At 56.5% G+C, this 12,184-nt stretch carries 11 protein-coding genes; 2 read left to right on the top strand and 9 right to left on the bottom strand.

All coding sequences use genetic code 11. From position 1 onward, the window contains the following. The 6 genes from OKX01_RS09120 to OKX01_RS09095 all read right to left on the bottom strand — a co-directional run bounded on the left by OKX01_RS09120 (position 1) and on the right by OKX01_RS09095 (position 6,086). The gene (locus OKX01_RS09120) at positions 1-456 is read right to left on the bottom strand and encodes a MarR family winged helix-turn-helix transcriptional regulator (RefSeq protein WP_094196673.1); all 456 of its coding nucleotides are present in this window, start codon (positions 454-456) and stop codon (positions 1-3) included. 71 nt (positions 457-527) lie between these two features. Next, positions 528-1,685, bottom strand: coding sequence for an FAD-dependent monooxygenase (locus OKX01_RS09115; RefSeq protein ID WP_264672829.1), 1,158 nt, complete (start codon positions 1,683-1,685; stop codon positions 528-530). A 10-nt stretch (positions 1,686-1,695) separates the two neighbouring features. After that, a complete protein-coding gene (locus OKX01_RS09110; RefSeq protein ID WP_264672828.1) occupies positions 1,696-2,688 on the bottom strand; it encodes a VOC family protein in 993 nt (330 codons plus the stop codon). Then, a complete protein-coding gene (locus OKX01_RS09105) occupies positions 2,685-3,548 on the bottom strand; it encodes an alpha/beta hydrolase (RefSeq protein WP_264672827.1) in 864 nt (287 codons plus the stop codon). Before OKX01_RS09105 ends, OKX01_RS09110 begins: the two co-directional genes overlap by 4 nt. 4 nt (positions 3,549-3,552) lie before the next feature. Continuing rightward, entirely contained in the window at positions 3,553-4,791 is a 1,239-nt protein-coding gene (locus OKX01_RS09100; protein ID WP_264672826.1) for an MFS transporter, read from the bottom strand. Between the two features lie 170 nt (positions 4,792-4,961). After that, positions 4,962-6,086: an MFS transporter gene (locus OKX01_RS09095; protein ID WP_264672825.1), complete on the bottom strand. Its 1,125-nt coding sequence runs from the start codon at positions 6,084-6,086 to the stop codon at positions 4,962-4,964. A gap of 97 nt (positions 6,087-6,183) precedes the next feature. Between OKX01_RS09095 and OKX01_RS09090 the strand changes: the two genes are divergently transcribed. After that, positions 6,184-6,957: an AraC family transcriptional regulator gene (locus tag OKX01_RS09090; RefSeq protein WP_094196667.1), complete on the top strand. Its 774-nt coding sequence runs from the start codon at positions 6,184-6,186 to the stop codon at positions 6,955-6,957. Positions 6,958-7,081: 124 nt separating this feature from the next. Continuing rightward, positions 7,082-8,395, top strand: a complete 1,314-nt coding sequence (locus OKX01_RS09085) for a M20 metallopeptidase family protein (protein ID WP_108727473.1) — start codon at positions 7,082-7,084, stop codon at positions 8,393-8,395. 76 nt (positions 8,396-8,471) lie between these two features. Here OKX01_RS09085 and OKX01_RS09080 read toward each other — a convergent pair whose 3' ends face one another. The 3 genes from OKX01_RS09080 to OKX01_RS09070 form a co-directional block, all read right to left on the bottom strand. Continuing rightward, the gene (locus OKX01_RS09080) at positions 8,472-8,921 is read right to left on the bottom strand and encodes an Hsp20/alpha crystallin family protein (protein ID WP_108727472.1); all 450 of its coding nucleotides are present in this window, start codon (positions 8,919-8,921) and stop codon (positions 8,472-8,474) included. 191 nt (positions 8,922-9,112) lie between these two features. Further along, positions 9,113-10,636 (bottom strand): nucleobase:cation symporter-2 family protein, encoded by a 1,524-nt coding sequence (locus OKX01_RS09075; RefSeq protein WP_108727471.1) that lies wholly within the window; start codon positions 10,634-10,636, stop codon positions 9,113-9,115. Positions 10,637-10,691: 55 nt separating this feature from the next. After that, a complete protein-coding gene (locus OKX01_RS09070; protein WP_249494374.1) occupies positions 10,692-12,068 on the bottom strand; it encodes an 8-oxoguanine deaminase in 1,377 nt (458 codons plus the stop codon). Positions 12,069-12,184: the final 116 nt, after the last annotated feature.

Here is a 12,184-nt window from a genome sequence, read left to right as displayed (position 1 = left end):
TCAGGTCGCCAGATGCGCGGCAACATGGCGCAGCATGCGGCCAAAGTCTTCGCGCTCATCAGGACTGAGCACGGACAGGGCGTTATCAATCATTGCCTTGGCGGCGGGCCAGACTTGCGCATAGCGTTCGCGGCCCGTTTCGCTCAGGTACACACGCATATAGCGACTGTCGTTTTCGTCTGCGCGACGCTGAACCAATTCACGCTCTTGCATTTGATCAATTACCCGGCTCAAGACCGGCTGATGCACGACAATGGCCTTGGCAATTTCACCGATGCTGCGCCCGTCTTCATCCCACAGATATTGCAAGACCCGAAAATGCACATAAGTCATATTGTGCTCACGCAAGGTGGTCGATCTTAGCGTTTGGTCCAACTTGTAGATAATGCTTGCCATCTGGAAGGCCAGATTGGTTTCTACACAGCTATCAGGGATGGAAACGGAAGTTTTGCTCATGGTGCCTTGGAGGAGTCAGTCCTGCGCTTGACGCCCCATGAAACCGGAGCGACAAGCGGACCGTCAGTATACTAGCAGCGCTCTGCTTGGACAGTGCCCGTCGGCGTATGACTGGCAGCGCGGAAAATCTGCGCGTAGCTCCAGGGATTGGACATGGCAGAACGCACAACTTGCGTACGCACGGCATCGGGCAAGGCACTGATCTCGCCATATAAACAGGACCACTTCTGGCAGTGCTCAACAATCTCGCGCTCATTGTTCTCCCAGGCCTCCAAGGCGTCGGGTATATCGCGCACATCCTGGACCTTTTCCAGGAAGGTGGCCAGAGCCAGACCATTTTGCATGGCCATGCCCCCGCCCTGCCCCAGATTCGGAGGTTGAGCATGAGCGGCGTCACCTAAAATCGCCGTACGACCGCTGGACCAGGTTTTGCAGCGTGTCACACTGTAACGACCCCAACTGACTGGGCCATCGGCACGCGCAATCAGGTGTGCCCAATGCGGGAACAAAGCGGACCAGTATTCCTTGTCGATCTGGGTATTGCTGGCGCGCACATCGTCGTGTGGACAAGTCAGGGCCAGATAGGTTTGGGTTTCACTGACTGGCGTAATCAACAAACGATGCAGGCCGTTCCAGTTCTCGATGTATTTTTGAGCATCTTGCTCTTGGGTGTCGCCCGGCCTGCGCTCGATCATGGTGCGTAAGGCCCCTTCGCGAGTTTGCTCGTGTACCAGCTCCAGCCCCAGAGCCTGGCGGATACGTGACCAGATGCCATCGGCGCCTATCACCAGATCAGCACGCAAGCGCTCGCCCGAGGCCAATTGAACTTCCCCGCGTGCGTTAGCGGCGATGACTTCTACATTCGTGCGAACCTTCACGCCGGCGCGCTTGCCTGCTTGCTCCAGGGATTTCAGCAGTTGCGAGCGCATGACGGTAATCAGCCGACGGTCGGCTGGTGTGGGGCCGCAATCGATGACTTCGTTATTCAGGTCACGCTGTTCAAAATGGCTACCGTAAAAGGCACCTTCAATGGCTTGCTCGTAAGCCCCTAAGGCCTTCAGAACGCGCAGGCCATTTTCCCAGATATAAATACCGGAGCCATTGGCGCGCAATTCAGACTGGCGCTCCAGCACGGTGACATCCCAGCCGCGCTGAGCCAAGGCGGCAGCGGTTGCCAAGCCACCCAGGCCACCGCCTGCGACCAAGGCACTTCGTTTTTTATCGGACATGCTGGTTTCCTTAAACTTGCGCCCACAAAGGCAAAGAGTGATGGCGATCCAGAGCGCGCTCGCCTGCCTGCGTCACATGCCACTCGCTGAGCAGACCGTCCGGATCACGCAAGAAGAAAGCGCGCTTCCAGGGCAGGTTCACATCGTAAACGGGGATGATGTTCTGGGCTTTCAGGCGCTCCAGCGTTTGTTCCAGATCCTGAACGCTGGCCAGCTCGAAACTACCATGAGAGAAGGAAGCTTGTTTGTCACGTACCAGAATCAGGCTGTAATCATAATTGGCCAGGCCGGCACGTAAATAGACGACTCGATCGTTTTCATAGACCACGTCCAGACCAGCGACGTCGGTATAGAAGTGGCGCATGGCGTCCAACTGAGCGGTACGCAGCACGGCGTGGGTGACACGACGGGGTTGGACCGGGGCGTCAGGCACTGTTTCCAGAACCGGGTCAGCATCGTAGCGGCCTTCGGAAAATGGCTCCTGCCCTTCGGGATCCCAGCGGCTGGTCAGCAATTCCATGGGGCCACCTAGCACGCTGCGCCAGTCTTTAATGGTGTCGCAGTAGAACTCGTTGTAGTTGCCATCGGGGTCAAACATATAGACGCTATGAGCGACCTGGTGGTCCACCGTCATGTCAATGTCGCACCCCTGTTCTTTTGCACGCCTCCAGCCAGCCACCAGTTCAGCCTCGTTCTCCAATTCCCAGGCCAGGTGATTCAGGCCGGGATTCAGGCCGATCGTGCCGGGCAGTTGCAGCAGACCGTCACGGCCATAGCGATTCACGCCTTTGGTCGTTTCCATCATGCCCAGGTCATGGGGAGTGTGGCCGGTGCCCAAAAAGGTGGCCACCAGATCAGGTTCGGTAAATTCCACTTTCAGGCCACAGACCTGGCTGTAAAAATCTTCACCGCGTTGCAGCTCATCAACCCACAGGTTGACGTGGCCCAGACGGCGGGGCTCAAAGCACGCGGTTAGGGTGGAGTGGGAAGTTGCTTGTGTCATAGTCTCTCCTCCTGGGTATGACGATTCATGGTCTGCAACACGGCCAGCGTCAATGCGCTGTCGCTCTGCTCCAGATCCATCAAGACGTTGAAATGATGTCGGTTTGGCACGGACATGCTCTGCACCAGGCAGCCCGCCAGCTCGCATTGCCGGGCGTAGTGACGGCTTTGTTCGTGCATGACGGCCGGTTCCAGTGCGCCCCAGGCCACGAGCACGGGGGTTCCTTGCGCTGGTGGGTGCAAAGCCGGGCTATAGCGTTGGGCTTGTTCGTCGTCCAACTGCAGCCAGTCATTCACGGCGGTCTGCAAGATGGGATGCAAATCCATCACGCCGCTGAGAATGCTGGCGCTGTGGATCAGGCGCTGTTCGCGTTGGGCATCGGCCGCCAGCAACATGCCGCTTAAGTGCCCTCCTGCCGAGCTGCCACTAATATGAATACGCTGTGGGTCGCCATTGAATTGCCTAGCATGCGCGTGAACCCACTGCAAAGCGCGTTCGCATTGCGCCACGATCTGCGGCAGGCGGTAAGCGGGAGCCAGGCCGTAGTCCAGGCAAATCACTGTGGCACCGGCGGCATGCAGGCTTTGCGCCATCATGGCCGAGTCGTCCTTGGACAACATGCGCCAGTAGCCACCATGAATGAACAAATAAACCGGGGCACCGGCGTGGCGGGCTGCATAGACATCCAGTTTTTCTGCCGGGTCATCGCCATAGGCGTGCGTGCTGAAACAAGTGCTCAAGGCAGCGCGGGCCCGTTCACTGGCGTGCTTGTAGGCGGCCATTTCAGCGTCAAAATCAGCCACCGAGGCCTGGAGCCGGTATTGCTCCAGGTCTGCCGGATCAAAAATAAGTTTGTTCATTTCTTTAGTCCGGCTGTGCTGACGGCAAGCGGTTCAATAGGAGGAAACCGATAAAAACCAGCACTTCTACCGCCAGGAAACTGCCAAAGGCCCAGACGTAGGAGCCGGTCAGACTCAGCAGCAGGCCCAGCAAGGACGGCGCGACAAAGGTGGCAAACACACCGCCCATCTCGGCGTAGCCAGCAGCACAGGGGCCCAGGTTCACGCCATAGCGTTCACCCACGTAACTGAAAATAGCGCCACCATGAAAGACCCCTACGCCACAAAGAATGGCCACGATCAGCAAGCCGCTGTAGGGCAATGCCTGCCAGGCAACCAGAACACAGGCGCTGGCCGCCAGAATGGTGAGCCACATGCCCACACGCATCACGCCAACACGGGTGAAGCGGTCGCTGACGTAACCGCCCAAAATCAGGAAAAAGACCTGGGACAAACCCATGATGGTGCCGAACAAGGGGGCTTGTTCGGGGGCCATTTTCTGCACATCAATCAAGGCAGGAATCAGCCAGGTCGCCGTTGCGGCAACCGAGAACAAGGCACCAAAAATGGCCAGAATGCCCACCCAGATCCAGGGGCGTGCGGCAATGGAGCGCAATACACCGGCGTCGGTTTTGATCTTGTCGTGAGGATCCTGATAAGGGCCGGCGCGTACCACCAATTGTGTGATCAAGCAGGCGCTTAATGTCAGCCCGCCCAGGACCAGAAAGAAAGCACGCCAGCCATGCGCCATGGCGTAAGGCAGACCCAAGGCAAAATCCAGGGTAATGGCCAACGAATAGGCGGCCAGAATAATGCCCAGTACCAGACCCTGGCGGCGTGGCGCAAACCATTGCATGACGATTTTCATGGACCCGACCCAGACGGCGGAATCAAAAAAGCCCACCACCAGACGCAGCAGAAAGAGCTGCGTGAAATCCTGCGCCTGGGTCTGCAGCAGCATGAGCAAGCCGCTGCCACCCAAGCCAATCAGGTACAAATGGGCCGAGCTCATGGAACGACCACGTGGTGCCCAGAACAGCATGCCCAGCGCGAACGAAACACCGAAAGCGCCCTGCACCAAGCCAGCTTGTGCGGGGCTGAGTGACAGGTCTGCCGACACAATTTTGATAACGGCTGCAAACCCATAAAAGTCGGCTGCCAGGCACATCTCACCCAGCACAGCCATTAACAGCATGAGCAAGGCCACTGCGCCGCGTGGCTTGGCCTTGTCGAGCGGATTTCCGATAACCCCCTGTTCCACCATGTCATCCTCTCCTTTTGGATAAATGTTCAAGCTGAGTGTTTGTCAGACACACTCTTCAATTGCTTTAAACATGAAGGATTATGGTGATTCGACTTAATCTATGTCAATACATATGTATTAGCATATACCCTATAGTGAGGTGCCTTACGAAGGGCATGTCAGGGTTTTTCTCAAGTCCTATTCAGGGGTAAAGCCAGGCAAATAGCGGCCAGAACGGCACAAATAAGGGTCACATCAGCCAGATCCCCCCACCAGGCTGACAAGGCCAAGCCCAGACCCAGCAGCAAGCTGTACATTAGGCCAAAGACCGCACCTGCCATACCCGCTACCGAGCGATAGTGCTGCAGGGCACCAGACAAAAGGTTGGGAATGGCCACTGCGTAGGCCAGCGCAAGCAGCATGGCAGGGAGCAGGAAAATCAGATGTTCCCCTGCGAACTCCAGGCCGATGGCCGATACCGCCAACAGCGCAATGCCCCGCCAAATCAGCCTACGGGACGACTGCCCCGCAGCCAGCCAGCGGCGGTTTAAAAACGCACCCATGAACGTACCCCCAGCTAGCAAGACACCGGCAATCATCATGGGTTGTGTGTCCGAACCCAAGCCTTGCAGCAAGAAAGGAGCCCACTGATAAAACGCAAAAATCGTGATGTTGAACAGGGCCACCAGCAAGGCGGACTGCCAGATTGCGGGATCTTGCAGCAGGCGAATCAGAACGTGCAACAAGCTGCTGTGCGGGTTTTGACCGGGGCGGGTTTCAGGCAGGTACAACAGACAAGCAGCCAACAGAAGTAAGGCCAGAACCAATAAGCCGATAAAAACCGGCATCACTTGAGCACCCGAGGACAAAGCCACACCCAGGGCCAAACCCAGCAAAGGGCTCAGCGCCAGAGCTGCCCCGATAGTGCCGAAAATCTTGGCCAGTTCTTCGGCCTGATAACGGTCCCGCAGCATGGTTTGCACGCCAATGGAGCCGACCGCCGCACCAAATGCGCTAATCATGCGAGCCAGCAAGAGCACTATGAAGTTCGGGCTGAACAGGGCGAGCAGACAACCCAGGCCATACACCGTCAAACCCGCCAAAACAGCCGGTCTGCGCCCAGCCCGGTCGCACAGCCAGCCCCAGAACAGCACACCGAGCGCAAAGGCAATAAAGTAGGCGGACAAGGTTTGGCCCGCTTCACTGGCCGATACTGCGTAGGTATGAGCGATAAGGGGTAAAGCGGGGCTATAGGCGGTCTCGACCACCTGCGGAAACATGATCAAGACGATCATTAATAGAAGAAAACGAGTCATGCCCATTCACACATCAATTTGAAAAGAATGAGCGTAGCGCTGGTCAATTTTTTCTATTACATCTATTCTGATCAAAAACCCATAAAATCAGACAATCATGCCTTGCCTACACGCGAATGACCCATTCCCCGACCTGAGAGGCCGCCATGCGCTGGGGATTGCAGCCCGTTTGGCACAACATGATTCCGGCCTGCATCAGCATCCCTGGGGCCAGATTCTGTACACGCACAGCGGCTGCATTACTGTCACCCTGGATCAGCAATTGTGTTTGCTGCCGCCCAAGCGCTTGATCTGGATTCCTGCCCTTTTGCCCCATCAGGCGCAAATGAGCGAGCAGGTGGATTACCGGTCGGTGTACCTGGATCCGACTCATTACCCTGATTTGCCTTCGCAGGTCCAACTGTTGGCGGCAAACGATTTGCTGATTGCCGCACTGGACCGTATCGCCCAAGCCGATCTGGATGAGAACTGGGATCAGCCACCGGGCCGCCATGTGATGCTGGTCTTGCTGGATGAATTGCAACGGGCACCCGATCAGGCCTTGTTTCTGCCCTTGCCGAAAGACAGCCGCTTACAGCAAATCCGCTTGAATACCCTGCCCCCCGCGCTGAACGAAGTAGCTCGCTATTTGGGTGCCAGCGAGAAAACCATCAGCCGCCTTTTCAAACGCGATACCGGCTTGAATTATCAGCAATGGCGACAACAATGGCGTCTACTTAAAGCGATTGAGCAGCTTTCCACGGGTGGCCGTGTCACTCAGTTGGCCTCGGATCTGGGCTTTGCCAGCGACAGCGCGTTTATTGCGTTTTTCAAGGAACAGACGGGCCTGACTCCTGGTCATTTCAGCCGTCAAAAACGCTATTTCGATTAGGCAATAGTGGACGAATGCACTAAGGGCTCCTAACTACTATAGGTGTCAATTAATCAGCCCGATTACTGCCTATACCAGTGCTATGATCAGTTGCTATTACGACTACAAAAAGACAGGAGACTATATGAAGAATCCATTCTGCCTGAGCCTGTTGGCAGCGACGTGTTTAATGGCTGGTACGGCGGCGCAAGCCAGTAATCCCATGATGGATACTGCCATGAGCAAGGCCGATGCCTTGGAACAGCAGGTTATTGAGTGGCGTCGTCATATTCACCAAAATCCTGAGCTGTCTTATCAAGAGCACAACACGGCGGCCTATATCAAGGCGGCCTTGGAAACGATGCCCGGTTATCAGATCCAGACTGGCATTGCACAAACTGGCGTCAAGGCGGTATTGAAAGGTGGAAAACCGGGTCCGGTCGTGGCCCTGCGAGCCGATATGGACGCCCTGCCCGTACAGGAACGTAATGATCTACCCTTCAAGTCCGTCGCCAAAAGCACCTGGCAAGGCAAGGAAGTGTCGGTCTCGCACGCTTGCGGCCACGACACCCACGTTGCCATGCTGCTAGGGGCGGCCAAGGTGTTTTCGGATATGCGCGACGAACTGCCCGGCACGATTGTGCTGCTATTCCAACCGGCGGAAGAACAAGGCCCGGGCAAACCGTTAAGTGGGGCTAACGCCATGATGGCCGAAGGCGTGCTGGACCAGCCTAAAGTGGATGTGGTGATGGGCCAGCATATCGGCCCCTCCTACCCCGCAGGCAGTATCGGCTACCGCCAAGGCAGCCTGATGGCCAGTGGTGATGTGTTCTCCATCTCTTTGGCAGGTAAAGGCGGCCATGGCTCCTCGCCCTGGAATGCTGCCTCGCCCGTTGTTGCGGCCGCTGAAACTGTTGTGGCTTTGAATAACATCATTGCCCAGCGCACCAATCCCCAGGACGGCACCACTGTCGTAACGGTAGGCTCGCTGCACAGCGGTAACCGCCCCAATGTGCTGCCGGAAAGCGCCGACATCAGTGGCACCGTGCGTTCTCTGTCCAAGCACAACCAGGCAACTGCGCATGAGCTGATTCAGCGCTACGCACAAAACATTGCTGCGAACCACGATTTGAAGGCCACTGTGCGTATCGACACGGGCTATGAAGTCCTGGTCAGCGATCCTAAAGCCACCCAAACCGTGATTCCCGCTCTGGATCTGGCCACTGACGGGATAGGAGCCAAGGAAGTGGCTCCTGGCATGGGCTCCGAGGACTTCGGTGCGTTTGGCAAGAATGTGCCCGTGGTTTTCTGGCGTCTGAACGCTTCGCCGCATTCCGACAAAATGGGCGCACCGAATCATTCGCCTGAATTCATGATTGATGAAAAGGCGTTGCGCATCGGCACGCGTGCGTTAGTGGCCAGCTCCTTGACTTATATGATGGAGAACAAAAAGCCCTAACCTCTTGGTGATTTCAGTTAGAAAGCCAAAAAAAACCGCGCCACTTAGGGCGCGGTTTTCAATTTAACAAGCTGATTTAGCGAACTTCCAGCTTTTTGGCCCCTGCTCCGCCCTTTTTCTTGGGCAGAATCAGTTCCAAAATGCCGTTTTCGCATTTGGCACTGGCCTGGGATTCGTCAATGTCCTGCGCCAGGCTAAAGCGACGGGTTTGCACTCCGTAGTAGCGTTCGCTGCGCAAGAGCGTATCACCGTCCTTTTCTTCCTGTTCACGCCGGCTTTCAACACGGATAGTGACGACATTGCCTTCAACACTGACATGCACATCTTCTTTTTTGATGCCAGGCACTTCTGCACTGACTTGATAGGCTTGTTCGTTTTCGTTCACATCCAGACGAATGCTGGGTGGCGTATTGCCAGCCAAAGAGCCCACGACTGGCACGCGCCGGAAAATATCCTCAAAATCCCGCCATGTCTCTGTACCGGTCAGATCCCCAAACGGATTAAAACGTGTCAAATTGTTTGCCATGCTTGATCTCCATTTTTCCTTTGCTGAGCCCTACTGCAATGGAAGGCGTGGGCTCGATCGCCTACCTAAAGAAAGATGAGGCTAGTCGCTTATATTTCAAGGGCTTGGATAAAAAAAACCACCTTGCTCCCTAGAGAGACAAGGTGGCTAAAGGTACGATCTTATGTTCTTTTAGCAACGGATCCCATTGCTCAGGTGCTGCTTAAACCCGGTTTTGTATGCAGTACCGGGGGCTGTTCCGGTGCAGGGTGTTCATCGGCAATAATGGGAACTTCCTTGCCATTCTTGTCTATGATCTTGCCGTTTTCAACGTAATCACCTTCATTAAGGTTGGCCACGTCCGAGACCCGCAGGTAGCGGCCCCCACCAGCAGCAAAAACAGAAGGTTGATCGGAATTGCCCAAGGTGAAGTGGTTGAACAAAAGATTCAGCACAATCGCAACCAGGGCAGCCGAACTGATGCCGGAGTGGAAAATCGTCGCAAACCAGACCGGGAAGTGCTCGTAGAACTTGGGAGCCACGATCGGAATCATGCCTGCGCCGATCGCGGTGGCCACGATGATCAGGTTCATATTGTTTTCATAATTGACCTTGGCCAGCGTACGAATACCGCTGGCCGCGACGGTGCCAAACAGGACCATGCCCGCGCCACCCAGTACGGCTGGAGGAACAGCGGCAACCAGGCGGCCCATGATGGGCAGTAGACCCAACGCGATCAGAATCAAACCACCAAAAGCCACGACGTAGCGGCTTTTCACGCCCGTTACCGCCACCAAGCCGACGTTCTGGGCAAAGGCGCTTTGTGTGAAGGAGCCAAAAATCGGTGCGATCAGGCTGGAGAGCATATCGGCACGCAGACCATCGCCCAGACGACGCGCATCAACTTTGGTCTCGATAATGTCACCTACGGCAAGAATGTCTGCCGATGTTTCCACCAGCGTCACGATGATCACAATGAACATGGAGATAATCGCGGCAGTCTGAAAAGTGGGCATGCCAAAGTGAAACAGACTGGGCAAGGCAAAGACCTCGCCTTGGCTGACGGCAGAGAAATCCGCATGGCCCATGGCAACCGCAATAACAGTACCGATGATGATGGCCAGCAAAATGGACAGGCGGGAGATCGTGGCGCTGCCCAGCTTGCTGAGCAGGAGCACGATCAGCAAGGTCATGGCGGCCAGGGAGATATTGCCGACGCTGCCAAAGTCCGGAGCTGACGGGTTGCCACCCATGGCCCAGAATGCGGCCACCGGCATCAGGGTCAGGCCAATCGTTGTAATCACGCAGCCGGTCACCAAGGGCGGGAAGAACCGGATCACCCGTGAAAAGACCGGCGTAATCAGCAGCCCTATCAAGGACGCCACAATGACCGCGCCAAATACGGCCGGCAAGCCGCCTCCCGTGCCCAAAATAGCAATCATGGTGGCGACGCCGGAAAACGACACCCCTTGAACCAGCGGCAGACGGCAGCCAAAAAATGGCACACCCAGTGTTTGCAGCAAGGTGGCCAGACCGCCCATGAACAAGCAGGCGGTAATCAGCAAGCCGGTTTCATTGGCAGGTAAACCCGCTGCTTCACCAATAATCAGCGGCACGGCGATAATGCCGCCGTACATGGTCAATACGTGTTGAAAGCCATAGGCCAGATTCGCGCCCAGGCCCAGATTCTCGTCTTCGGGGCGAGCTGTATCCGCTGCCCTTTTAGCTGTTGTCATGAATGTCTCCGAATAAGAAATAGGCAGAGCTCTGTCGGCCCTGTCACTACAAAACTCAAGCTATCGCTGCGGTATCCAGTACCTTGTCGCGCAAACGGCGAGCAGCGGCTTGATGGCGTTGCATCAGGTCTTGCACATCAATGCCGCAGACTTGGCCGTCAATCACGCGCCACTGTCCGGCGACCATCACACGGTCGGCCCGGTCTGCGCCGCAGAGCAGCAAGGCAGCCAAGGGGTTTTCTGCGCCGGAAAAGCGCAATTCATCCAGGGTGAACAAAGCCAGGTCGGCCTGCTGTCCGACGTTCAGGCCACCAATGTCCTCGCGCCCCAAGCAACGGGCCGAGCCTTGAGTAGCCCAACGAATAACCGCTTGATGAGTGACCTGGCCCGGCTCATAGCGCAGGCGGCCCAGCAAGAGTGCCTGTCGCATCTCTTGGGCTAGATTGGAGTGGTCGTTGGAAGCCGAGCCGTCCACGGCCAGACCGACGGGGGCACCGGCCGCTTCCAGCTCGATGGTGCGGCACAGGCCGCTGCCCAGCACCATATTGGACGAGGGGCAATGGGCAATCCCCGTGCCAGCCCGGCCCAGGCGCTGGATTTCTTCGTCGTTGAAGTGAATGCCGTGCGCCAGCCAGGTGCGATTGCTTAGCCAGCCTTGCTGATCCAGATAGTCCAGGGGACGCATGCCAAAGAGGCGCTCGCAGTAGGCGGTTTCGTCCTCAGTTTCAGCCAGGTGCGTGTGCAGGCGTACGTCTTCGCGTTCTGCCAGCTTGGCGCTTTCGCTCATCAACTCACGACTGACAGAAAACGGTGAACACGGGGCCAGAGCCAGCGTAATCATCGCGCCATCTGCGCGCTGGTGATAGTGGCGAATCAGGCGCAGGCTGTCGTCCAGAATGGTTTGCTCGTCCTGAACGACGTTTTGTGGGGGCAAGCCCCCCTGATCACGGCCCACGCTCATGGAACCGCGAGTCAAGGCGGCGCGTACGCCCAGGCGCTGAGCGGTTTCTGCCTGACAATCAATGGCATGTTGCAAGGCGCCCGAAAACACATAGTGGTGATCGGCCACCGTCGTACAACCGGACTGCAGCAGTTCCACCATGGCCAGTTCGCTGGCCACCTGCATTTGCTCGTCATCCAGACCGGCCCATACGTCATACAGCGTGGTCAGCCAGGGGAACAAGGGCTTGTTCAGCGCTGGGGTATAGGCCCGTGTCAGGGTTTGGTAAAAGTGATGATGGGTATTGACCAAACCGGGCAACAAAACGTGCCGGGAAGCATCCCAGCTTTGATCGTAAGCCTGCTTGGGCTGCTGACCGGCGGCCACTTTTTCGATAATGCGGCTGTCTTGCACCAGTACGCCGCCGGCAGCTTGCGTATCTGAACAGGCCAGTGGATTGCGAATCCACAGGATGGGGGTACGGCGAGTCATGAGTGTGTCTCCTGCGTTCTATTTGTTTTTTATTGTTGTCAGTTCGACTTGCCGACTTATATATCCAACGTGATAAGGGTTATAGGGAGCCGATCGATAGCAATGCTTATGTGCAC

Source organism: Alcaligenes sp. SMD-FA (assembly GCF_025960365.1).
Lineage (GTDB): Bacteria > Pseudomonadota > Gammaproteobacteria > Burkholderiales > Burkholderiaceae_B > Alcaligenes > Alcaligenes aquatilis.
Note: the sequence above shows the minus strand (reverse complement) of the source record. Positions and strands in the feature narration are given on the sequence as shown.